The 24,559-nt window shown below is 46.7% G+C and carries 20 protein-coding genes; 14 read left to right on the top strand and 6 right to left on the bottom strand.

Translation table 11 applies throughout. The features are described 5' to 3' along the window. The first annotated feature begins 103 nt into the window (after positions 1-103). The 10 genes from prfC (at position 104) to deoD (ending at position 11,784) form a co-directional block, all read left to right on the top strand. Positions 104-1,684: a peptide chain release factor 3 gene (gene prfC / locus L4C35_RS09095; RefSeq protein ID WP_428462582.1), complete on the top strand. Its 1,581-nt coding sequence runs from the start codon at positions 104-106 to the stop codon at positions 1,682-1,684. Between the two features lie 125 nt (positions 1,685-1,809). Next, positions 1,810-3,927, top strand: coding sequence for a glycogen debranching protein GlgX (gene glgX / locus L4C35_RS09090; RefSeq protein WP_428462581.1), 2,118 nt, complete (start codon positions 1,810-1,812; stop codon positions 3,925-3,927). Between the two features lie 43 nt (positions 3,928-3,970). Further along, entirely contained in the window at positions 3,971-4,195 is a 225-nt protein-coding gene (locus L4C35_RS23245) for a DUF5363 family protein (protein ID WP_489685845.1), read from the top strand. Beyond that, positions 4,186-4,986 (top strand): TatD family hydrolase, encoded by an 801-nt coding sequence (locus tag L4C35_RS09085; protein WP_428462580.1) that lies wholly within the window; start codon positions 4,186-4,188, stop codon positions 4,984-4,986. Before L4C35_RS23245 ends, L4C35_RS09085 begins: the two co-directional genes overlap by 10 nt. A gap of 218 nt (positions 4,987-5,204) precedes the next feature. Next, positions 5,205-6,470 (top strand): NupC/NupG family nucleoside CNT transporter, encoded by a 1,266-nt coding sequence (locus tag L4C35_RS09080; RefSeq protein WP_428462579.1) that lies wholly within the window; start codon positions 5,205-5,207, stop codon positions 6,468-6,470. A gap of 382 nt (positions 6,471-6,852) precedes the next feature. Further along, entirely contained in the window at positions 6,853-7,026 is a 174-nt protein-coding gene (locus tag L4C35_RS09075; RefSeq protein WP_428462578.1) for a XapX domain-containing protein, read from the top strand. A gap of 368 nt (positions 7,027-7,394) precedes the next feature. After that, the gene (gene deoC, locus L4C35_RS09070) at positions 7,395-8,168 is read left to right on the top strand and encodes a deoxyribose-phosphate aldolase (protein ID WP_428462577.1); all 774 of its coding nucleotides are present in this window, start codon (positions 7,395-7,397) and stop codon (positions 8,166-8,168) included. A gap of 143 nt (positions 8,169-8,311) precedes the next feature. Then, entirely contained in the window at positions 8,312-9,661 is a 1,350-nt protein-coding gene (deoA, locus tag L4C35_RS09065) for a thymidine phosphorylase (protein ID WP_428462576.1), read from the top strand. A gap of 12 nt (positions 9,662-9,673) precedes the next feature. Next, a complete protein-coding gene (locus L4C35_RS09060) occupies positions 9,674-10,894 on the top strand; it encodes a phosphopentomutase (protein ID WP_428462575.1) in 1,221 nt (406 codons plus the stop codon). 170 nt (positions 10,895-11,064) lie between these two features. Further along, positions 11,065-11,784, top strand: a complete 720-nt coding sequence (deoD, locus tag L4C35_RS09055) for a purine-nucleoside phosphorylase (protein WP_094955717.1) — start codon at positions 11,065-11,067, stop codon at positions 11,782-11,784. A gap of 113 nt (positions 11,785-11,897) precedes the next feature. Here the strand turns inward: deoD and L4C35_RS09050 are convergent, their stop codons facing one another. Continuing rightward, a complete protein-coding gene (locus L4C35_RS09050; RefSeq protein ID WP_428462574.1) occupies positions 11,898-12,512 on the bottom strand; it encodes a YtjB family periplasmic protein in 615 nt (204 codons plus the stop codon). 450 nt (positions 12,513-12,962) lie between these two features. On the opposite strand from L4C35_RS09050, the gene serB reads away from it, so the two are divergent. Next, the gene (serB, locus tag L4C35_RS09045) at positions 12,963-13,856 is read left to right on the top strand and encodes a phosphoserine phosphatase (RefSeq protein ID WP_428462627.1); all 894 of its coding nucleotides are present in this window, start codon (positions 12,963-12,965) and stop codon (positions 13,854-13,856) included. A gap of 111 nt (positions 13,857-13,967) precedes the next feature. Here serB and L4C35_RS09040 read toward each other — a convergent pair whose 3' ends face one another. Beyond that, positions 13,968-16,325: a PilZ domain-containing protein gene (locus tag L4C35_RS09040; protein ID WP_428462573.1), complete on the bottom strand. Its 2,358-nt coding sequence runs from the start codon at positions 16,323-16,325 to the stop codon at positions 13,968-13,970. 147 nt (positions 16,326-16,472) lie between these two features. Here L4C35_RS09040 and radA point away from each other — a divergent pair, with 147 nt between their 5' ends. Then, positions 16,473-17,852, top strand: a complete 1,380-nt coding sequence (gene radA / locus L4C35_RS09035) for a DNA repair protein RadA (RefSeq protein WP_428462572.1) — start codon at positions 16,473-16,475, stop codon at positions 17,850-17,852. A gap of 105 nt (positions 17,853-17,957) precedes the next feature. Here the strand turns inward: radA and L4C35_RS09030 are convergent, their stop codons facing one another. The 3 genes from L4C35_RS09030 to ettA form a co-directional block, all read right to left on the bottom strand. Continuing rightward, complete coding sequence (locus L4C35_RS09030) at positions 17,958-18,947, bottom strand: M23 family metallopeptidase (protein WP_428462571.1); 990 nt, start codon at positions 18,945-18,947, stop codon at positions 17,958-17,960. Positions 18,948-18,962: 15 nt separating this feature from the next. After that, positions 18,963-19,331: a PilZ domain-containing protein gene (locus tag L4C35_RS09025; RefSeq protein WP_428462570.1), complete on the bottom strand. Its 369-nt coding sequence runs from the start codon at positions 19,329-19,331 to the stop codon at positions 18,963-18,965. A gap of 328 nt (positions 19,332-19,659) precedes the next feature. Then, positions 19,660-21,327, bottom strand: a complete 1,668-nt coding sequence (gene ettA, locus L4C35_RS09020; protein WP_428462569.1) for an energy-dependent translational throttle protein EttA — start codon at positions 21,325-21,327, stop codon at positions 19,660-19,662. Between the two features lie 129 nt (positions 21,328-21,456). Between ettA and sltY the strand changes: the two genes are divergently transcribed. Continuing rightward, positions 21,457-23,382 (top strand): murein transglycosylase, encoded by a 1,926-nt coding sequence (gene sltY / locus L4C35_RS09015; protein WP_428462626.1) that lies wholly within the window; start codon positions 21,457-21,459, stop codon positions 23,380-23,382. A 58-nt stretch (positions 23,383-23,440) separates the two neighbouring features. Then, positions 23,441-23,749 (top strand): trp operon repressor, encoded by a 309-nt coding sequence (gene trpR / locus L4C35_RS09010; RefSeq protein WP_048898040.1) that lies wholly within the window; start codon positions 23,441-23,443, stop codon positions 23,747-23,749. Between the two features lie 117 nt (positions 23,750-23,866). Here trpR and yjjX read toward each other — a convergent pair whose 3' ends face one another. Beyond that, on the bottom strand, positions 23,867-24,406 hold the full coding sequence (gene yjjX, locus L4C35_RS09005; protein WP_428462568.1) for an inosine/xanthosine triphosphatase: 540 nt from the start codon (positions 24,404-24,406) through the stop codon (positions 23,867-23,869). Positions 24,407-24,559: the final 153 nt, after the last annotated feature.

The raw sequence follows: 24,559 nt of genomic DNA, 5'->3' as shown, positions 1-24,559 counted from the left end.
TCCCTGCTGTGCAGACAAATTATTCTAATTTTCGGGTGAATCATTGGGCTTAGCTCACATGGCTCACCGGTCAGTGAAATCTCTAACAGGATTATCAACGCTTATGTCTTTTCTACAAGAAGTGGGTAAACGCCGTACGTTTGCTATCATTTCTCACCCCGATGCGGGTAAAACAACAATCACTGAAAAAGTATTGTTATTCGGAAACGCGATTCAAAAAGCAGGTACAGTAAAAGGCCGTGGTTCTAACCAGCATGCTAAGTCTGACTGGATGGAAATGGAAAAAGAACGTGGTATCTCGGTAACAACATCCGTGATGCAGTTCCCATACAACGATTGCCTAGTAAACCTACTCGATACCCCTGGACACGAAGATTTCTCGGAAGATACTTACCGTACGCTTACCGCGGTTGACTCATGTCTAATGGTTATCGATGCCGCGAAAGGTGTCGAGGATCGTACCCGTAAGCTAATGGAAGTTACGCGTCTGCGTGATACGCCGATTGTCACCTTCATGAACAAATTGGACCGTGATGTTCGCGACCCAATGGAAGTGCTCGATGAAGTAGAAAGCGAGCTAGGTATGGCTTGTGCACCTATTTCATGGCCGATTGGTTGTGGTAAAGAATTTAAAGGTGTTTACCATATTCACCGCGATGAAACGATCTTGTATGAATCTGGCCACGGTCATGAAATTCAAGAAGTACGGATCATTAAAGGCCTAGACAACCCAGAGCTAAACGCAGCAGTGGGTGATGATCTAGCAGAAAGCGTGCGTGAAGAAATCGAACTCGTTGTTGGCGCATGCCCTGAGTTTGACCACGACCTGTTCCTAGCCGGTGAGCTAACGCCAGTCTACTTTGGTACTGCATTGGGTAACTTCGGTGTTGACCACATGCTAGACGGTCTTACTAAGTGGGCACCCGCGCCACAAACGCGTAAAGCGAACGAGCGTGATGTTGAAGCAAAAGAAGAGAAGTTCTCTGGCTTTGTATTCAAAATTCAAGCAAACATGGATCCTAAGCACCGTGACCGTATCGCCTTTATGCGTATTGTGTCGGGTACTTACAACCAAGGCATGAAAATGAACCACGTACGTACTGGCAAAAATGTCAGCATTTCGGACGCGGTAACTTTCATGGCGGGTGACCGTTCACGTGCAGAGCAAGCCTTTGCTGGTGATATTATTGGTTTGCACAACCACGGTACGATCCAAATTGGTGATACCTTTACGCAAGGCGAGAACCTGAAGTTTGCGGGTATTCCTAACTTTGCGCCTGAACTGTTCCGTCGTATTCGCCTAAAAGATCCACTGAAGCAAAAGCAATTGCTAAAAGGCCTAGTACAGCTTTCTGAAGAAGGTGCGGTACAGGTATTCCGTCCGCTACAAAACAACGACCTGATCGTTGGTGCGGTTGGTGTGCTGCAGTTTGATGTGGTGGTTGCGCGCTTGAAAGCAGAATACAACGTAGAAGCGATCTACGAAGGTGTTAACGTAGCAACGGCACGTTGGATTGAGTGTGATGACGTGAAGAAGTTAGAAGACTTCAAACGTAAGAACCAACAAAACCTCGCGCTAGATGGTGGTGATAACCTGAGTTACATCGCACCGACCATGGTTAACCTTAACCTGGCTCGTGAGCGTTTCCCAGAGGTTGATTTCCGCGCGACTCGCGAACACTAATCACGGTATTCTGGGCAATAAATTGCTAAAGCCGTCACTGATGTGACGGCTTTTTTTGTATCTGATAAAGGGAGGTATATAGTTGACGTAAATATGCAACTCGTTTGCTTTGCCTGGAGGCAATCATGGACGTGGCAAGTGTGGTAAAAATTAATGAACAACCCGCGCTAGCGAAAGAACAAGATATCTATTCATGGCCGGGTAAAGCCTATCCGTTAGGGGCATCGGTCAAGAAAGCTGGGGTGAATTTTAGCTTATACTCTAAGCATGCTACTCAAGTGGTACTACATCTATTTCATCACCGTAACGACAGCGAACCTTTCCTTTCTTTCGACCTCGATCCTTCTATTCATAAACGCGGCCATTACTGGTTTGTGTTTATTGCCAATATTAGCCATGGCCAAGTGTATGCCTTTCAAGTGGATGGTCCTTGGCAACCCGATAAAGGGCTGCGCTTTGATAAAGACAAAGTGCTGATCGACCCTTACAGCCACGCGATTTGTTTTAGTGATAATTACCAGCGCCAACGCGCCATTGACGCAGGCTCTAACATGGATGCTTGCATCAAAAGTGTGGTGGTTGATCATCAGACATTTGACTGGCAAGACAGTCAATCGCCGCGCCATTCGTTAACCGATACCGTGATCTATGAGATGCATGTGGCAGGGTTTACTCAGCACCCTAATTCAGGCGTAGCGCAAGCTAAGCGCGGCACCTATGCCGGTATTATCGAGAAAATTCCGTACTTGAAATCGCTTGGTGTCACTGCTGTTGAGTTGATGCCCATCCAGCAGTTTGATATTTCGGATGCCCCTGAGGGGCGTGATAATTATTGGGGCTATAGCCCGATTAATTTTTTCGCAGTGCATGCGGGTTACAGTATTGAACAAGATCCTTTAGCGGCCATTCATGAATTTAAGCTGTTAGTCCGCGAGCTACATAAAGCGGGGATCGAAGTGATCTTGGACGTGGTGTTCAACCACACCGCAGAAGGGGACGAAAATGGCCCGACCTTTTGTTTTAAAGGGCTGCAGAACCGCACTTATTATCTGACCGACAAAGAAACGGGTAAATACGCCAACTATAGCGGGTGTGGTAACACTTGTAATGCTAACCACAGCGTGTTGCGTCGGATGATCATTGATGCGCTCCATTTTTGGGTCACTGAAATGAAAGTGGATGGCTTCCGCTTTGATTTAGCCTCGGTGTTGGCGAGAGACAGCGACGGTAATCCCATGAAGCAGCCGCCGTTATTGTGGTCTATCGATTCCGATCCGATTCTAAGCAGCACCAAGATCATTGCAGAAGCGTGGGATGCAGCGGGTTTGTATCAAGTTGGTTCTTTTATTGGCGATCGTTGGAATGAATGGAACGGTAAGTACCGTGATGATGTACGTGCGTTTTGGCGCGGAGATGCCAATTGTATTAGTCGCTTTGCCTCTCGTATTTTAGGTTCACCCGATATTTACGGTAGTCAGCACCATTCCCCGCACCGTTCGGTGAACTTTATTTGTGCCCATGACGGCTTCACCTTGAATGATCTGGTGAGTTACAACGAAAAACATAATTGGGCTAACGGAGAAGATAACCGTGATGGTGATAACCATAATCTTTCGTGTAATTACGGTGTTGAAGGCCCAACCGATATTGCTGAGATTGAAAGCCTGCGTCATCGCCAATGTAAAAATATGCTGGCCACCCTGTTTCTGTCGTTAGGAACCCCGATGATTAATATGGGCGATGAAGTACGACGGACCCAGCAGGGCAACAATAATGCGTATTGTCAAAATAACGAGTTGAGTTGGTTTGATTGGACGCTGGTGGACAAGCATCCCGACTTACACCGCTTTGTGGCCTTATTGAGTCAACTGCGTAGCGCTGAGCCAACGCTTGAATGGAACATGCACCGTTCGTTGAATTCAGTGCTCGATTCAGTCGAAATATGCTGGCACGGTGTCGTACCGAACCAGCCAGATTGGGGGGAGCGTTCTCACTCGCTGGCCCTAACGGTTATCCACCCGCTGACTAATGATGAGCTATATATAGTGTGTAATGCGTACTGGGATCCACTGGAATTTATGGTTCCCGATTGTGATCAAAGCGATTGGCACTTAGTGATAGATACTTCAGCAGAAAGCCCCCATGATATTTATGCTATTGATGATGCGCCATGTTATCCGCACAATAGCATTTTAGTGAAAGGTCGAAGCATGGTGGTGATGGTTGCTAAAACGTCAGAGTAACCGTGTATGAGCCCAGCGGAAGTACCAATAGGAAGTAAAGGCTATGCTGCAACAAATAAAGCGGGGAATAGGGCGTGTAATTGCGCGTTATGATAACTGGTGCCAGCACATAGGGCTAACAGCGGAGAACCGTCGTTGCTGTGCGCCAGTGCGATATGATCATCATGATCCTCGCCACCCTAATTATGACAAGTGTGGCAAGCGTGATGATGTCGAGGCGAGTTGTAAACAATCTGTGCCTTGTGCCAAGGGGAAACCATGGTGCTGATTGATAGCCATTGCCATTTTGACTTTGCGCCCTTTACTCAAGATCCCGCCCACTTTCTTACCTTGGCGCAGCAACAGGGCGTTAAGAAGCTCATCGTGCCTGCGGTAGGCCAACGTAATTGGCAGCAAGTAACTAAGCTAGCGGCGCAGTTTTCTGACATTTACTTTGCCCTAGGGTTGCACCCCTTTTTTAGCGCTGAGCACAGCGACGATGCCTTAGGTTTACTTGATGTGGCTTTGAAGGAGCAACAAAATAATCACCAGTGCGTAGCGATAGGCGAATGCGGGCTAGACTTTGCCGTTGCCGATAAAGCCAGTGATCCTCAAGCGCAGCGTCAGCAGCAACAATTTTGGCTAGCCGCACAGCTAAAATTAGCGAATAAGTATCAGTTACCCGTGATACTGCATTGTCGGAAAGCTTTCCCTGAACTACTGAAATTATTGAGACAAAATCCACCCAAACGTGGTGGCGTGTATCACGCTTTTAGTGGCAGTTATCAGCAAGCAACTCAGCTACTTGATCTAGGTATCAAAATTGGGGTAGGCGGAACGATTACCTATAGTCGAGCGCATAAAACTCGCACTACAATGACTAAGTTGCCATTGGCAGCGTTACTGCTAGAAACTGATTCACCCGATATGCCCGTTGCTGGCTTTCAAGGACAGCCAAATCGTCCTGATCGTTTACGCAATGTATTGCAAAGCTTAGCTGCTCTCAGAACGGAATCTGAACAAGAAATAGCAAGGGAAACGAGCTTAACCACTGCTGAACTTTTCGCCATTCCTCTGTGAGTTAGATCTCAAAAGACAAACGTTTGCGTTAACCGATTGCGCAAATTGCCAGAGTCAGTGTGATCGCTGTCACGCTTAGCGTTAAACTTTCACATCCTTTCCTTAGAAAGTGTGAAGTTGGCATTACTTTATCAGCCCTAGCATCAGTATAATGCGCCCAACTCATTTATGAGCCTAATTGTCGAGACGCCCAATTTAACTAAAGGATGCCATAAACCATGAGCCTGTTTATGAGCCTGGTTGGGATGGCGGTATTGCTTGCAATCGCAGTACTGTTATCGGACAACCGCAAAGCTATTAATCTACGTACTGTTGGTGGCGCTTTTGCCATTCAATTCTTGTTAGGTGCATTTGTTCTGTATGTACCTGTTGGTCGTGATGTGCTTTACGGCATGTCACAAGCTGTAGCTAATGTAATTGGTTACGGTAATGACGGTATTAACTTCCTATTCGGTGGTTTAACGTCAGACAAAATGTTTGAAGTGTTCGGTGGCGGCGGTTTCGTATTCGCATTGCGTGTACTACCAGTTATCGTATTCTTCTCTGCATTGATCAGCGTACTTTACTACCTAGGTGTGATGCAGATTGTTATCAACGCACTAGGCGGTGGCTTACAGAAAGCACTAGGTACTTCTCGTGCGGAATCTATGTCTGCAACAGCGAACATCTTCGTTGGTCAAACGGAAGCACCATTGGTGATTCGTCCGTTCGTTCCTAAAATGACGCAATCTGAGCTGTTTGCCGTAATGTGTGGTGGTCTAGCATCTGTAGCGGGTGGTGTACTAGCCGGTTACGCATCAATGGGTGTACCACTAGAATACCTAATCGCAGCATCTTTCATGGCTGCACCAGGTGGTCTACTGTTTGCTAAAATCATCAAACCTGAAACTGAAGAGCCAATTGAGCAACTAGCTGGCGATGATGCACACGGTGATGATAAACCAGCTAACGTGATTGACGCAGCAGCGGCAGGCGCATCTTCTGGTATGCAACTAGCACTTAACGTAGGTGCAATGCTATTAGCATTCATCGGTTTGATTGCACTAATCAACGGTATGCTAGGTGGCATCGGTGGTTGGTTCGGTATGCCTGAACTAACACTAGAGCTTATTCTTGGTTACGTATTCTCTCCACTAGCATTCCTAATCGGTGTGCCATGGGAAGAAGCAACCATCGCTGGTTCTTTCATCGGTCAGAAACTGGTAGTGAACGAATTCGTTGCTTACCTAAACTTTGCCCCTTACCTAGGTGAAGCGGCTGAAGTGGTTCTTTCTGAGAAAACTAAAGCAATCATCTCATTCGCTCTATGTGGTTTTGCTAACCTTTCATCGGTAGCAATCCTACTAGGTGGCCTTGGTGGTCTTGCACCAAGCCGTCGTCATGACATCGCGCGTTTCGGTATGAAAGCCGTAGCTGCAGGTACATTATCTAACCTAATGTCTGCAACAATTGCTGGTCTATTCGTGACTATCAACGCAATGTAATACGACACCTCGTCGAATTGAAAAACGCCACGGCCTTGCTGTGGCGTTTTTGTCTCTGCTGATTTGCTACCTACCTCATTACAAGGCTTGTTTGCGATGCCCCAGCTTCTTTGTTTGGTTCTTTCCTGACTTCTCTTTTTGTTGTTTATTCTTTTCCATCCCCTATTGTCGACCTCCTATTTCGAATGAATAATTTCGTGTGTTTTATTCTTTCAACAATATTGGTAAAAACCACGATAAGGCTCAAAGTTAAAGCCATAAAATCGATTGCGTTCCCTTTTATGGTTATTCACTTTGCTAACATTAGTTGCATGAACAAGGTCGGATAAAGCGAGATAAGGTCTACACTCATAGTTGAATTTCACAGCGAAAGAGAGCTGTTATGGGTGAAGTATTATTATCTATCTTTGCTGGTTTTATTGTCGGTATGTTGTTTTCAGCGATAAAGCTACCCATCCCGGCGCCACCAGTATTATCTGGGGTGATGGGGATTGTGGGAGTCTACCTAGGTGGGATCTCGTATCAATGGATAATTGAACGATTTTTCACAGGGTGATGGTTAAGTTGTTTGTTTCAAGTTATTGAAAATAAACGGTTTGGTTTGAGTTTTGTAGGTAAACATATTGTCTACCCCTGGAAACACGACTTTGATGGTGGCATGAATCTTACCTTGGTATGATGGGGTTATCATCCGAATGCGATGAGTGCTTTAACAGCATTCCCCAACGTGATGGGAGATGTCACGTTTATGCTGTGAATGGCAAAAGCAAGGTACACCCTCTACCTTGCGCGGTGAAAAAGGATGTCGATTGAGTGCAATAATGAGATTGCCTCGATTCTTCAAGGAGCAAGTCCGCTCAGTGAGCAGCTCACGCTGTGTGAGCTGTTTGACTTAGTATTGATAATTGGACTCTGGAGATAGTCATGAGCGAATTAAAAACTGCTGCACTACGCGCACTAAAACTAATGGATCTTACCACTCTTAACGACGACGACACTGATGCAAAAGTGATCGAACTTTGTAAGAACGCGAAGACAGCCGTAGGCAACACAGCAGCAGTATGTATTTACCCACGTTTTATCCCAGCTGCTAAAAAGCAACTACGTGAGCAAGGTACACCTGATGTACGCATCGCAACAGTTACTAACTTCCCACACGGTAACGACGATATTGAAATTGCAGTAGCTGAAACAAAAGCAGCTGTTGCATACGGTGCAGACGAAGTGGATGTTGTATTCCCATACCGTGCACTGATCGCAGGCAACGAAGAAGTTGGCTTCGAGCTAGTTAAACAATGTAAAGCAGCATGTGGCGATATCTTACTGAAAGTAATTATCGAAACAGGTGAACTGAAAGAAGAAGCGCTAATCATTAAAGCGTCTGAAATCTCTATCAAAGCCGGTGCTGATTTCATCAAAACATCAACAGGTAAAGTGCCTGTAAACGCAACGCCAGAATCAGCAGAAATCATGCTGAACGTGATTAAAAACATGGGCGTAGCAAAAACTGTTGGCTTCAAGCCTGCAGGTGGTGTGCGTACAGCTGAAGACGCACAAACATACCTAGCAATGGCAGATCGCCTACTAGGTGCTGAGTGGGCTGACAACATGCACTACCGCTTTGGTGCATCAAGCCTACTAGCAAATCTGCTTCACACGTTAGGTGAAGGCGAAAAAGCTGCTGAAGGCGGCTACTAAGCCTGAACAATAAGGTGGCGTAAACCGCCACCTTTATTCCCCATACTTTGCCAAGGCTAGATGCTTATTCGTAAGCGTCCGACCTCTTACACTCAAAATACAGCAAAGTATGTACCCTACACCCAAGCTAACAGGGGCAGATAATGTACTTACCTCAAGAAATCATTCGTAAAAAACGCGATAACGTTATTCTAACGTCAGACGAAATTAACTTCTTTATTCAAGGCATTGCAAAAGAGACCGTATCTGAAGGTCAGATCGCTGCGTTTGCGATGGCTATTTACTTCAACGACATGACCATGGACGAGCGTGTAGCACTAACCTGTGCAATGCGTGATTCAGGCATGGTGATTGATTGGAGTCACATGGACTTCGGCGGTCCAATCGTTGATAAGCACTCAACGGGCGGCGTGGGCGATGTAACCTCACTAATGCTAGGCGCTATGGTAGCGGCATGTGGCGGCTTTGTTCCTATGATCTCTGGTCGTGGCTTGGGTCACACTGGCGGTACACTGGATAAGCTAGAAGCGATCCCTGGTTACAACATTACTCCAACCAATGATGTGTTTGGTAAAGTGACCAAAGAAGCTGGTGTGGCGATTATCGGCCAGACTGGCGACTTAGCACCAGCGGATAAGCGTGTATACGCAACCCGTGACGTGACGGCAACGGTTGATAATATCTCATTGATCACTGCCTCTATCTTGTCGAAGAAATTAGCAGCAGGTCTAGGTTCGTTAATCATGGACGTAAAAGTAGGTTCTGGTGCATTCATGCCAACTTACGACGCGTCTGAAGAGCTTGCAAAATCTATCGTCGCGGTAGCAAATGGTGCGGGTACGCGTACTACAGCATTGCTAACCGACATGAACCAAGTGTTGGCTTCAACAGCAGGTAATGCGTTAGAAGTGCGCGAAGCAGTGCAATTCTTAACCGGTGAATACCGTAACCCTCGCTTGTTTGAAGTGACCATGGCACTGTGTGCTGAAATGTTATTAATTAGTGGTTTAGCAAGCGACTTAGAGCAAGCGCGTACTAAGCTACAAGCAGTACTTGATAATGGCCAAGCCGCAGAGCGCTTTGGCAAAATGGTAGCCGGTCTTGGTGGCCCTGTAGATTTCATGGAAAACTACAACAACTACCTCGACACAGCAGAAATCGTGAAACCTGTGTTTGCTGACGCAGCACAACTTGCGGGCGCAACGAACTTTGCAACAGCAATGGATACACGTGGTTTGGGTATGGCTGTTGTTGGCATGGGCGGTGGTCGCCGTGTTGCTAGCGACACTATCGACTACGCAGTAGGCCTGAGCGATATGATCCGTCTAGGTGACGAAGTTTACGCTGATACCCCACTTGCTATGGTACATGCACGTAGCGAAGCACAGTGGGAAGAAGCAGCGAAAGCCGTTCGCCAAGCGATCAATGTGTCTGAGCAAAAACCAGAAGCTACCCCAGAAGTTTACCGTCGCGTTCGCGCGGAAGATGTTTAATTCGGAGTCAATATGAAACGTTCAATAATCCTAGTACTAGATTCATTCGGTATTGGTGCCACAGAAGATGCCGTCGATTTCGGTGATGTAGGCGCAAACACCATGGGTCACATTGCACAAGCTTGTGCACGCGGTGAAGCGGATAACGGTGAACGTAGTGGTCCTCTACACTTGCCTAACCTAAATAAACTGGGTTTGGGTAAAGCATGTGAAGAATCTTCAGGTTACTTCCCTGAAGGTTTGGATGCGAAGGTAGAAATCACTGGCGCTTACGGCCATGCGAAAGAGTTGTCTTCGGGTAAAGATACCCCGTCAGGCCACTGGGAAATCGCTGGCGTACCTGTTCTGTTTGATTGGGGTTACTTTACCGATCACAGCAACAGCTTCCCGCAAGAGTTACTAGATAGCATTGTTGAACGTGCCAACCTACCGGGTTACCTAGGTAACTGCCATGCATCAGGTACACAAGTACTGGATGACTTGGGTGAAGAGCACATGAAAACGGGCAAGCCTATTTTCTATACCTCGGCTGACTCGGTATTCCAAATTGCATGTCACGAAGAAACATACGGTTTAGATAACTTACTAGAACTATGTCAAATCGTGCGTGAAGAGTTGGAAGACTACAACATTGGTCGTGTTATTGCGCGTCCATTCGTTGGTGCAGGCAAAGGACAATTTGAACGTACGGGTAACCGTCGTGATCTGTCTGTTGAGCCACCAGCGCCAACGTTCTTACAAAAACTGGTTGAAGAGAAAAACGGTGACGTGATTTCAATCGGTAAGATCTCTGATATTTACGCAGGCTGCGGTATCACCAAAAAAGTGAAAGCAACAGGTATTCCAGATCTGTTTGACGCAACGCTTGAGCAAATTAAACAAGCGGGCGACAACAGCTTAGTATTCACTAACTTCGTCGATTTCGATTCAGCATACGGCCACCGCCGTAATGTTGCAGGCTATGCCGCGGCGCTAGAATACTTTGATAAGCGTCTACCTGAGGTGCTTGAACTACTGCAAGAAGACGATGTACTTATCTTAACGGCGGATCACGGTTGTGATCCAACGTGGGAAGGTACCGACCATACGCGTGAGCATATCCCTGTGATTGTTGCTGGTCCTAAAGTACCAGCTGGTTCGCTGGGTCGCCGTGAGACATTTGCCGATATTGGTCAAAGCCTTGCCGCGCACCACGGCCTTTCAGATATGGATTACGGTAAGTCTTTCTTGTAATGCAAAAAGACGGTTAATACTGAATCGCACGAGCTTGTAAGTACACAGATCAAAGTCAAATCGCTGTTTCTGGTTATGATGAATAAGAGGCAGAAACAGCGATCACTAATTATGATTTATCAACGAGTGCAATCCAAACGGACCCTTGTTGAAACGAAAAGGAAATAACCATGGCTACTCCACATATTAATGCTGAAATGGGTGATTTTGCAGACGTAGTACTAATGCCGGGTGACCCGCTACGCGCAAAATACATCGCAGAAACGTTCTTAGACGATGCCAAAGAAGTATGTAACGTTCGTAGCATGCTAGGTTTCACGGGTACCTACAAAGGCCGTAAGATCTCTGTAATGGGCCACGGTATGGGTATCCCATCGTGCTCAATTTACGCAACTGAGCTAATCAAAGATTTCGGCGTGAAGAAAATCATCCGTGTTGGTAGCTGTGGCGCGGTACGTGACGATGTAAACCTACGTGATGTTGTTATCGGTATGGGCGCATCGACAGATTCTAAAGTAAACCGTATTCGTTTTGGCGATCACGATTTTGCAGCACTAGCAGACTACGGCATGGTACAAAATGCCGTAGACGCAGCGAAAGCAAAAGGCGTTGACGTTAAAGTCGGTAACATTTTCTCGGCTGACTTATTCTACAACCCAGATTTCAGTTTCTTCCAAACAATGAAGAAATACGGCATCGTCGGTGTTGAAATGGAAGCGGCAGGTATCTACGGCCTAGCGGCTGAGTTTGGTGCGAAAGCACTGACTATCTGTACCGTATCTGATCACATCCTACGTGGTGAAGCGACAACATCTGAAGAGCGTCAACTAACGTTCAACGACATGATGGAAATCGCACTAGAGTCTGTACTTCTAGGTGATGCTGAATAAGTGTAATAGCCTTTAGGCATTACCTTTAAGCGATAAAAAAGACGACTACGAGTCGTCTTTTTTTTTACTTATTTGCGAGCGATTTAGATTTATATCAGCGCGCGGAAATGGAATTAATCTTTGGCGTTAGCTGTTAGTAAATAAGGGAAATGCCAAATATCTTTACGACGACCAAAGGTAAAGGCTAGCAAGAAACCGATAAAGAGTGCAGCTATCACCAGCCCGCGCACCGTGTTGGTCATGCTTTCAATTTGGCTATTGGCATTTTCAACCAGTTTGCCATGTTCAAGCGTAATACGTAAAAAACCGATGATTTGCTCACCAGACAGAATCGGTTCGATCACTTGCTGACGACCATAACTGGCAACGGCCAGCGGGGTGGATAGCCCTGTGACTTGCTCAATAGGCATCGACTCTTCGGTACGAGCAACGGTGAGCCCTTTGAGATCGTAAATGGTCGCATCTAGAATCAGCGGCTCTTGTGACAAACGCTGTACCAGCACTTGTAGCTTATCTTGGTTTTTATCTATCACATCGCTTGATGCGGTTTCAGCCGCTTGGCGCACTAAAATACGCGACAGTGTTTGGGTTTGTTCACTGAGCATTTGATAGTTACGATTATTGAGCTGCGAGCCGTACTCCAGCATCGCGACAATACCACCAAAACAGGCTAATAAGACAAAGACTTGCCAGAAGCGTTTGAGTCGCGCGGTTTTAAATTTCATCATAGTTCATGTCTTCCAAAAAACGCCCCAAGTGCATTGTCTTGTACTGTTGTTGTTCTCGTGCCTGCACGGGGGATTACTGAGTCGATTACCGAGCCTGTTGCATCGTATCCATCATTTTTGCCATAGTAGGGCGATGGCTTATTCTATGGTGTTCAGGTAGTTTGATGGTGCAGGGCAGTATACCAGTGTTTCTCTCAAGCGGTAAAAAACTCGATAATCCTCTTGTTAAAACGCTAGAGTAATAGAAGCGCCTCGCCATAAAATGATTTATGGCGACTCGGTATCACAGCTAGGTATCACTGCGGTACCACGGCTAAATATTACGAGTGTTTATACTCATGGCTGTTTCAGCCAACACCATGAGTATAACTACTTCAACAAGGATGATGAATTTTGCTGCGCATTAGAAAACACACATTGCTACAACAGCGATTTCCCGAAATTATTGCTATGCCGAACTTAGTGAAGCAAAAAGCCGCGACCTTGATTTATGGCCGCGCAGTCACACCGACCCAACTCGATGAAATCGGCGAGCAAGCAAATGAAATATTAGAGGTGGTCGCTGCTTGGAAAGTGGGTCATTACGATGCGGTATTGGTGAGTAACCCTTTGCAGCCGACATTATTGCAAGCCATCATAGACCATTCGCTCGATACCGTCGCAACTTCAGATTTACCGGATCTGTCTGAACCGGGTCTCGTGTTGATGGACATGGATTCCACAGCGATAGAGATCGAATGTATCGACGAAATCGCGAAACTGGCCGGGGTCGGTGAAGAAGTGGCAGCAGTAACCGAACGCGCTATGCAAGGGGAGTTAGACTTTGAAGCGAGTTTGCGCCAGCGGGTAGCTACGCTTAAAGGCGCAGATGAAGCGATTTTAGCGCAAGTCCGTGAGCACTTACCTATGATGCCCGAGCTCCGTCAGTTGGTGGCAAGCCTTCAACATTACGGCTGGAAAGTGGCGATTGCATCTGGCGGCTTTACTTATTTTTCTGATCACCTCAAAGATGAACTGGATTTAGTCCATGCCCACGCCAATACCTTGGACATTGTCGATGGTAAGTTAACAGGCAAAGTGTTGGGTGAGGTGGTGGATGCCCAAACCAAAGCGGATGTATTGGTTGAGCTGGCCGAGCATTTCGACATTCCGTATCACAATACGGTGGCGGTAGGTGATGGCGCCAATGATTTAGTCATGATGAGCACAGCAGGTCTAGGGATTGCGTACCATGCTAAACCGAAAGTGGAAGCTGAAGCGGATTCTGCCATTCGATTTGCCGATTTAGGTGGGGTGCTGTGTATTTTATCTGCATCGCTGATGCCACAAGGGATCCGTTGGTGATCCGCTCTTTTTAGACAACCCGTAACCGCAAATACGGGTAGCAAGAGATAAAACAACGCCAGTCACTGACTGGCGTTGTTGTTTGTTATGTGCAGTAGATTAATGGTGTCGTTAGCTTAATTCTAATCGCACTAAGACTTCGTCGGTGACATCGTAGATCTCGCCACAGCCAATCAAGGAGGTAAATTCAACCTCTAAGGCGCGTGCTCGGTGTAAAGTGAGCCGTGCTAATTCACCGAGCTCTTCACCGGTTAATGCCGTTAATGGATTCAGTACAGGCACGGCGGTAACGCGAATCGCGAAAAATTCCCCCTTGGCGCGAGCTTGCTGAATGAAACGGATACGGTGCTCAACGTTAATGAATTCTTCCACTAATTTGCTGCACATGCGCTCGACAACCCCGCCTTCGCGTTTAACCCACAAGTATATTTCATGGATGTAAGGGGCTTTCACTTCTACGGGGCGCATGGTTTCTGACAGCATCTTATTAACCCGATTTTGGAAAATCGGAGCGACAGAGAAAAGCGGGTTATTGGTTAACTGACTAAACAATTTAGGCAGTGGTGCCAGTGGGAAATTACAGCCAAGGGCTTTGATCTTGGCTTTATGATCGATCTTCTCAGCAAAATAAGGGGTGCTGTTTAATCGTGTTAGCAGCATTTGGTGCATGGCGAGTAAGAGCTCACCTTCAGGTAAGGACTCTTTGCACACTCGTAACCGCGCTTCATTATTTTTGATCAAGTGGCGCAGGAAGTTTTCACCGCGAGCGGCATCCCTACCACTGCCAGTGGTAAGCTGAATATTACACCGGTTTGGGCTGACACGTACCACGCGATAAGGCATGCAGTGTAAAGGGGCATTACGGTCGATTTTTTGCAAATCGTTGAACCGAATATTAACCAAATCATCCCGTTTTAAAGCGACAGGCTCGCTAAGTTGCAAGTTTAAACCGCGGGTTGAAAAGTCGATTGAAATCCCCACTTTTTTACCAAGCGTCGCATGAGTAAGCTCTAATGGGGTTTTAAACAGGTAACGCTCTTCACTGCGTTGGGGTTTAGGATCGAAATAAATCCCTTGCGCCTTAGCAATAGGATTGCGCGGGTGGCGAAACACTTGAAGTGCATTAGAGCTGAGCTGTGGCTTCGCAGGTAATAGGTAGTCGGCTTTAGCTTCTTGGTGGGTTAAGTCTTGTAAAATACCAATATGGGTCAGCGATTTTAACTGCTCTTGCATCTCTGGCGCGAGAGATTGTAAGTAATTTAAGTCCTCTTCGCCTAATGGGTGTACTGTTACTTTGGTGACCCGCCAGCTTGGGCGTGATGCGCCAATATGCCAAAACAAACGACGCTGTTCTTGGCTCATTTCAGGCAGCGCGGCAGAGTAAAAGTGTGTTTTGTTTTCGTGCTCGTGGGTAAAGCTATACAGTAAAGTACTGCATTGTTTTAGCCCTGCTTTGCCCAGTATCGCCATCCGATTTTCAGACAGTAGGTGATTAATAACAGATTGATTACGTTCATCATGCCAGTAATCCCAAATATGGCGGTTGTGATCCGTTAGCAAACCGTATTTCAGTTCACTGCCCGCAAAGAACAGCGGTATGTTGGCGGTGTGCTTCAAATAGCAGTGCTCGTAGCCAATGGTGCGGGTTTGGATCACCTTGTCTTCATGATCGTTACGGGAGCGATTCGGGTTTGCCGCTTGATAGCGCTCGAGTGCCGATTGGATACCTTCACTGTCTGATAGGGCGAGTAACCGTAGCCACTTGTAGCTGTCGTTATCTGGGTTATCGTCGATGCCTAATACCCGATAGGTGATTTCGGCATTTTTACGTAGATCGGGAAAGCTCTCGGCAATCTCAGGAAAAGTCACCTTGATGGTTTGACCGAGGTGGTAGTTAAACGCCGATGGTACTTTAATTTTGGCACCAGAGCAGGAAATATCAGACGTCATGCCGTGCACGCTTTGCCCAAGCGGTAAGCTTAAGTTAACCGGTGTAGACACTTGAGTCCGTTTTTCTCCACGCGTTAAGTAATGACCAAAGCGAATGGCATCGACGCTGAATTGAGCGTCGTGGCTAGTACTGGGGGCTGGTGTGGCATTGGGGCTAAATTTGCCTTGCTTGTGCAATACCCGAAAATTATTACGGGTATTCACTAATGCTTCGTAGACACCGACGCGGTATTGGTTACCGTATTGCTTATAGCGTTTGTGATAAGTATTGATGGCGACGTCATCAAGATAGTGTTTTAACCCATCCAGCGTATACTCACGGCATTCACCGTTGACGCGTCCACGCAGATCGACCGCTTTATGGCATCGCGCCATAACCCGGTTTAATTCCAATTTAATTTGTAAGCGCGTTGGCCCTGTTTCATCTTGAGTCATCATTTGGAAAACGTGATCAAAATCGCTGCTATCGTAAACAGGGATGAGTTGCTCAATCAGTCCTTTATAATCGTCTAGCTGCATGGGTTCTTCTGATAGTGTACGTCTTAAGATATTATCTGTATTTTGGCGTAAAAGTTTAGCCAAGAAAGGCAATAATTTGACAAAAAAGCCATTTTATTATGCTTTTTGCGAATGATGAATAAAATAGTAATAAAACTAGGGTAAAAAATGGCCAAAACAAAGCGTGCTTATGTATGTAGTGACTGTGGCGCTGACTTTCCAAGGTGGCAAGGACAATGCAGTGCTTGTGCTGCATGGAATACCATAACTGAGTTCACGATTCCGAAAACGAAAGCCGCAGTCGGTGTGGCAAGTGCAGCGAATAGTTATGCAGGTGCATCAACCAAGGTACAAAAGCTATCGGACGTTAAGGCAACAGATGTACCACGTTATAGCTCTGGCATCAGTGAGCTAGATCGTGTGCTCGGTGGCGGCATTGTGCCAGGCTCAGTTTTATTACTGTGTGGTGATCCCGGCGCGGGTAAATCAACGCTATTGCTGCAAAGCATAGGGGCGGTGGCTGAGCATAAATCAGCGTTATATGTATCAGGTGAGGAATCGATCAATCAGATCTCGCAACGTGCGGTGCGTTTGAAAACCCCTAACCTAGATAAAATCAACGTGGTTGCTGAAACGTCAGTCGAACAGATTTTAAACTTGGTTGCGCAGCAAAAAGCTGACTTTGTGATCATCGATTCGATCCAAACTATGACAGTGGCCCACAACGAGTCTGCTGCGGGTAGTCCAAGCCAAGTGAAAGAGTCGGCAGCGGCATTAACGCGTTACGCCAAAACCGAAGGTGTGACCTTCTTAATTATCGGCCACATCAACAAAGATTCGAATGTGGCAGGCCCGATGCAGCTGATCCACATTGTGGATGGCTTGTTTGCCTTATCGTCGACCTCTGACGAAAAGTTCCGCGTATTGCGTACTTCGAAAAACCGTTTTGGTGCCGATTCAGAATCGTGCTTTTTTGCCATGACCGAACAAGGCATGAAGCAAGTTAAAAATCCGTCGGCGATTTTCTTGAGTCGTTCTGATAAAAACCATGCGGGCTCAACCTGTACTACCTTATGGGAAGGGACACGGCCGCTGCTGGTGGAAATTCAAGCCTTGTGTAATACCTCGGTCACGGAAAACCCACGTCGCTTATCGGTAGGTTACGATCATAACCGTCTCGCCATGTCGATTGCGGTATTAGCGCGTCATGGTGGGGTGATGCTGACTGACATGGATATCTTCGTTAACTGTGTTGGCGGGATCAAGATTGAAGAAACCTCAGCCGATTTAGCGGTGCTGTTAGCGATTTTCTCTAGCTTTAAAAACGCACCTATTCCGCAAGATGTCTTAGTGTTTGGTGAAATTGGCTTGAACGCCGATATTCGCCCAGCCGCTAATGGGGTCGAGCGTATTCGTGAGGCGGCTAAACAAGGCTTTACCCGTGCGATTGTGCCAAAAGCCAATGCCAGTCGCCAAGTGAACGGCATTGAAATCATCGCGGTTGAAGATCTGCAAGAAGCGCTGGCGGCCTTTGATCGCGTCAGCTGATTGTGTGAGTTGAATGTTCCGGTATTTCGAATGCCAACAAAAAAGCGAGTATTTTTATACTCGCTTTTTTAATGGTTACGTTAGGCTGTGTAACGGCAAGCCAAGCTATAGTTGGCGCTGCTCCAATTGACGAGGTGCGGTATTGGCCGTTTTGATGGTCGACTCAAGCGACGGCGCTTGGGTAAGTTGCACTTGCATCGCGACCACGTTATTGATCATCTCGAGCATAGTAGCCCACTGCACCGATTTTTCTTTTTCAAATAACGAATCAAAGTTCTCTGGTGTCCACATCACAAAATTACGTGGATTAAGTGCGCGGCCCAAAAAGCGAATTTCGTAATGCAGGTGCGGGCCAGTGGATAAGCCAGAGTTACCCGTCCATCCTAATAAATCCCCTTTGCGAACAAACTGACCGCGTTTTACATTGAATTTCTTCATGTGGGAATAGGTCGACATAAAGCCAAAAGAGTGATTCAACTTGATGAAGTTGCCAGAACCTTTGTTACTCGGGCGGACGTTTTCAATCACCCCATCTGCTGGGGCATAGATAGGCGTGCCAATGTTAGCGGCAAAATCGAGCCCATTATGGCGTTTACGCTTGCCAGTAACAGGATGAATGCGGGTGCCAAAGCCTGATGACATCCGAATGTTAGGGGTTGGACTGCCGTTAGGGATCAGGCGAAATAAGGTGCCGCGCACCGCCGAGCTGATCGCAGCACTGTCGACGCGCTGTTCTAGCGGTACATGGCTATTTTCTGCCTGTAAACCAAGGATCGCTTCTACGTCATCAATTCGCTGTTCTAGCATCATGAGTTCGTTTTTCTTGTCTTCAAGCTCTTGGCTTAACACCAGGTTAGTGGCGTTTTCTTCCGACAGGGAATCACTGAGTTGTTCGGCTTGAACATTCAATTGGGTCAGCTGGACGTTGGAGACTTGGTTTTGTTGGTAAAGTTGGTAAATGTTTAAGCTACCGTAGCCCAACATACCGCCTAAAAATAAAACTAAAAAAGCCGCGTAGCGTTTTTTAAATCGGTTGATCAGATAATGGGATGTCCCACGACGGTGGGACACCGAGATACAAATAGTGTCAGACATGATGATTCGTTACAGTTAAGTGTTAGGTAAATCCGTGAGGTGTTCGAGTTCGCGATGTAACAGTTCATCAGTGCCGACGTTCAATTCGACGAGGCGTTTTAAATGACTAGCGCTATCGATATCGATGTGGTGGATATTCATACGAAGGTAATCTTCACAGTTATCCACTAATTGAGTTTCCATGCTCAATTCAATATCACACTCATGTAAACAAAAGGTGATGGTGTAAGTGTCATCTTTGCTTGGGTGCCACTCTTGTGGACGGGTGATTAAAATCCCTTGTAAAGATAAGTCTCTTACATCGGTCTGCCAGCTTCCATCTGCTTGATGCAAGGTGGCAGGTGCTTGATACATGATGCGTTTAAAATGACGACGTTCAACCATAATAATTTATTCTTATTAGTAATTATAAAGGGTCGTGAGACATAACAAGCTTTGTATAACAGTGTACGGTTAAATGGCTAAACACGCCAGTTAGATGATCACAAATTAAGCGTTTTATCAGCTAATTATACGGAAATAGCAATAATGTACTTACCGAAGAAGAGGCTGAGCGTATGGCACTCGGGACGGGGGTTGCTGCTAGATGATGAAGGGAAATCAGTGTGCCAATTATCGCCAGTGGGGCTTTATTATCGTGTTGGCACAAAAAAGGGCCGCCGAAGCAGCCCTAAGTACGATCTGTGTCTGACGTGTCAGACAGATCTATGCATTATTTAGCAATACGCTTGTATTTAATGCGGTGTGGTTCAGCCGCTTGTGCGCCCAATGTTTTCTTCAGCCACTCAGTGTATTCGGTGTAGTTACCTTCGTAGAAGTTAACTTGGCCTTCATCACGGTAGTCAAGAATGTGGGTTGCGATACGGTCTAGGAACCAACGGTCGTGCGAGATAACCATGGCACAGCCAGGGAACTCAAGCAGCGCTTCTTCCAATGCACGTAGTGTTTCTACGTCAAGGTCATTGGTTGGTTCATCGAGTAGCAGTACGTTACCGCCCGCTTTTAGCAGTTTCGCTAAGTGAACACGGTTACGCTCACCACCCGATAGATCGCCAATCAGTTTTTGTTGATCGCTACCACGGAAGTTAAAGCGCGACGCGTAGGCACGTGCTGGTACTTCGTAGTTGTTGATACGGATGATTTCCGCACCTTCAGAGATCTCTTGGTAAACCGTGTTGCTGTCGTTCATGCTGTCACGGAACTGATCAACCGATGCTAGGCTAACAGTTTCGCCCAGTTCAACAGTACCAGAATCGGGTTGCTCGACACCGCTCAGCATTTTAAATAGCGTTGATTTACCAGCACCATTGGCACCGATAATACCCACGATCGCACCTTTAGGCATGCTGAACGATAGGTTGTCGATCAATACGCGATCACCAAACGATTTAGTTAGGTTATTCACCTCAAGCACTTTATCACCTAGGCGTTCACCTGGCGGGATAAATAGCTCGTTGGTTTCGTTACGTTTTTGGTGGTCGTTATTGTTAAGTTCTTCAAAGCGCGCCATACGAGCTTTTGACTTAGATTGACGGCCTTTTGGATTTTGACGAACCCACTCCAGCTCTTTTGCGATCGTTTTTTGACGTGCATTTTCTTGTGCAGATTCTTGTTGTAAACGCGCGTCTTTTTGCTCAAGCCACGAGGTGTAGTTACCTTCCCATGGAATACCTTCACCACGGTCAAGTTCTAGGATCCAGCCTGCTGCATTGTCGAGGAAGTAACGGTCGTGCGTGATGGCGACCACAGTACCGCTGTAATCCACCAAGAAGTGCTCAAGCCAAGCCACAGATTCAGCATCCAAGTGGTTGGTTGGTTCATCAAGCAGTAGCATGTCTGGCTTATCAAGCAGTAAGCGACAAATTGCCACACGGCGACGTTCACCACCTGAAAGGAATTTAACTTTTGCATCCCACTCAGGAAGACGTAGGGCATCTGCTGCACGCTCTAGTTGCATCTCTAGGTTGTGACCATCTTTGGTCTCAATCAGTGCTTCTAGCTCGCCTTGCTCTTTTGCAAGTTTATCGAAATCTGCATCTTCTTCTGCGTATGCGGCATAAACGGCATCAAGACGGGTTAATGCGTCTTTTACATCAGCGACTGATTCTTCAACCACTTCGCGTACCGTTTTTTCTTCATCAAGTACAGGCTCTTGCGGTAGGTAGCCAACTTTTAAGCCAGCTTGAGGGCGCGCTTCACCCTCAATATCGGTATCGATACCAGCCATGATGCGAAGTAGGGTCGATTTACCCGAACCATTTAGACCTAAAACACCAATTTTGGCGCCAGGGAAGAAGCTTAATGAAATATCTTTTAAGATTTGACGCTTAGGTGGAACAATTTTGCCCACGCGCGACATGGTATAGACGTATTCAGCCATATCCGTTGCTATCTCTAATCGTAAAGGAAGGGGGTATTTTACTCGACCTTGACCTAAGTTTAACAGTAATGTTCATAATTAGTGTTTAGTATGAGTGATACCAAATCGAAATGGAGTTTTCTTGTGTCAATGACTGTCATGAAAAAGGTGCTATATGCCGCGTGTATCGGGCTGGGAGTTGGGGTTGCACCTGCATTACAGGCTGCCACACTCGATGAACAACGGGCATGGTACGAACAAGCACAAGATGCGCTTGAAGATAACGATGCCGAAAAATTCAGTCAGTTACGGAACAAATTGGATAAATATCCACTAACACCGTATTTAGACTACCGTGATTTTTCTCGCAGTTTAACAAACAAATCGCCAGAGGACGTTCACGCCTTTTTAACCCAATATAAAACACTACCGTTTCACCCTACCATTCAATACCGCTACGCCAGTTATTTAGCCATCGCCCAGCGCTGGGATGAGTTCCTTGCTTTCCAACCGACCAAACCGCGTGGTGAAGTGCTGCAATGCCAATACTATTACGCCAAATTGCAGCAAGGACAAAAAAAAGAAGCCTGGCAAGGGGCGGCGGAGATCTGGCAAAAAGGCAGTTCGATTGCCGACGAGTGTGACCCATTATTAGAAGCCTGGAACAAGGCGGGTAAACGCCATGATGAAGACATTCTTAATCGCATGTTGTTGGTGTATGGCAAAGGCAACAAACAGTTTCTGACCTATTTAAACAAGCAACTATCCACCTCGGGCCGTATCAGCGGTAACAAGGTGATCCAATTGCTTGAGAAGCCTGCCATGGTGGCGGATTTTGCCAAAGCCAGCAAAGTCACCCCATTTAATCAAAAGCTGACTGCGGCGGCGTATCAGCGCTTAGCCCGTAAAGATGTGAAAGAAGCAGTAGCACAATACACCCGCACCATGGATGGTCAGCATTACAGCAAAGCCAAACGCCAGCAATTGGCCGAGTTTGTCGCTTCGCGTTTGATGACCACAGATGATAGCGCGTTAATTGCTTGGCGCGATAAAGTGATCGCCAAAAGCACCAAGGTAAGCTTGTTAGAGCGCCGTATTCGCACCGCCATGCGTGAAGCCGATTGGCCAGCGGTGGATGTGTGGGTCAAGCGCTTACCCGCCAAAGCGAAAGAGACCACCCGTTGGACATTCTGGCAAGCGTATTTGCTCGCCCGTGACGGTAAGCAAGCACAAGCGAATAAGATCTATGAATCTTTACTTGGCCTGCGTGATTTCTACAGCGTGGCCGCAGCCACCATTTTGAAAAAGCCGATTGAATACCCTATCAGCAAAAGCAAATTGGTTGTCAAAGACACCGATGGCGATCGTGAAACGCTAAACCGCATTAAAGAGCTGGTGGCGGTCGATAAACTCTATGCTGCCCGTAGCGAATGGGCGTATTTACTGCGCGGTAAAAATCCCGACCAAGCCTTGAAGCTTGCCACCTATGCAGAGGCTAACCGTTGGCACCACCTTGCGGTGCAAGCCACTATTGCAGGGCGCTTATGGAGCTACCATGAACTACGCTTTCCTTTAGCGCATAAATGGTGGTTTGATTTCTTTAGCAAAGAACGTGATTTACCGACCACCACTATGATGGCCTTGGCGCGTCAAGAAAGTGCGTGGAACACCGAAGCGCAATCGCCAGTGGGGGCACGTGGTTTAATGCAGTTAATGCCAGCCACCGCCAAAGAAACAGCCAAAAAGCTAGAGCGTAATTACAAAGGCAAAGACAGCTTGTTCGATCCTGGGGTGAACATTCGCCTCGGCAGTGGTTATTTGAAGATGATGCTAGATCGCCATGATAATAACCGCGTTTACTCGTTTGCTGCCTACAATGCAGGCCCGAGTCGCGTCAGTCGCTGGCAGGATCAAACCGATGGTCAGCTGGATGTTTTCACTTTTATCGAGGCCATCCCGTTTAATGAAACCCGCGGTTATGTGCAGAACGTGCTGATGTTTGATGTGTATTACAGCAAACGTATGGGCCAGAAAAAGCCCCTGCTAACGCCCGAGGAATTACAAGCAAGCTATTAACTGCCCAGAGAAACAGGTAATATTTGCGCTAGAACGTAATGCCCAGAATGAGGTTTAAATGTCCACTACCACTGAAACACCGGAATTTACCGAGTGGCAACAGGTAATTGATTTGTTGCGTCAGGCATCGGATGAGCAAAAAGACGATGTATTGATGAAACTGTTACTGACGCCAGATGAACGTGATTCTTTATTATCTCGTGTGAATATTTTTCACGAACTGCTAAATGGCGAGCGTAGCCAGCGTAAAATCAGTGAATTACTGGGTGTTGGGGTAGCGACGATTACACGAGGCTCTAACGAGCTCAAGCATCATGATGCTGACGTGAAAGTCTGGTTAGCTGAATTGCTAAAAAAGCAGCTGTAACACAATTAAGAGTTACGTTAACCCGCAATTAAAACAGAAAGCCCGTGATATTGCCCCTAAGCTAAGGTCGATGTCATGGGCTTTTTTGTGATCAGCAATTAGGGACAGAGAACGGAACTAGTCTTGTGGAAAAAGCGCAGGGTTCAAAAATGGGATCAACGCCAAAATCAAGGCTTGTTGGTAGACAGAGCTGCGGCTGAGTTTATGGTTGGTCAGCATCGCAATCGCGCCACCTTTTTGCTTAATGTTGGTGTCATTAAACATGGTATCCATCACATCACCAAGCTCGATCCCTTGTTCTAGCTGTGCCAATGCTGCTGGTGGCAAAGGTAACGAGGCCGAACGCGCTTCGCCGCGCAACATACCACAATCGTGATTTCCACTTTCAATCACCATCCAGGCAAAAGTGTGCGAGCCATCTATGCCAGCTTCAAGCCCTACATAGTAATCAGCATGTGCCACTAAAGCGCGGGCATTTTTAACACGGTTACGCGCACCAAGTAAGGTTTCGTCAGCTGTCATGGGTTGATCACGCACTTCGCTTGCCACGCTGACACCTTCAAAATTAAACGTTAGGTGAGGCAGTGCTTCAGCAAAAGCATTTTCGACCGCAGAGATTTTAGCGGGGTTGGTTGAAGCAACAATGATCGTGGCCATGAACATAATCCGTTAAAGAATAAAGAGAGGCCATGATTGTACAAATACAAACAGACGCCGTGAAGTAATACCAATCTGGGTAAGTAAATGTTCAGGTGATTGCGCAGGAAAAAACACTGAGAACAAGGCGTAGATTGCAGATAGCTAGTTGTT

This window comes from Photobacterium kagoshimensis, from assembly GCF_050337045.1.
Lineage (GTDB): Bacteria > Pseudomonadota > Gammaproteobacteria > Enterobacterales > Vibrionaceae > Photobacterium > Photobacterium kagoshimensis.
The sequence above is the reverse complement of the archived record's forward strand: the minus strand, read 5'-3'. Positions and strand labels throughout refer to the sequence as shown.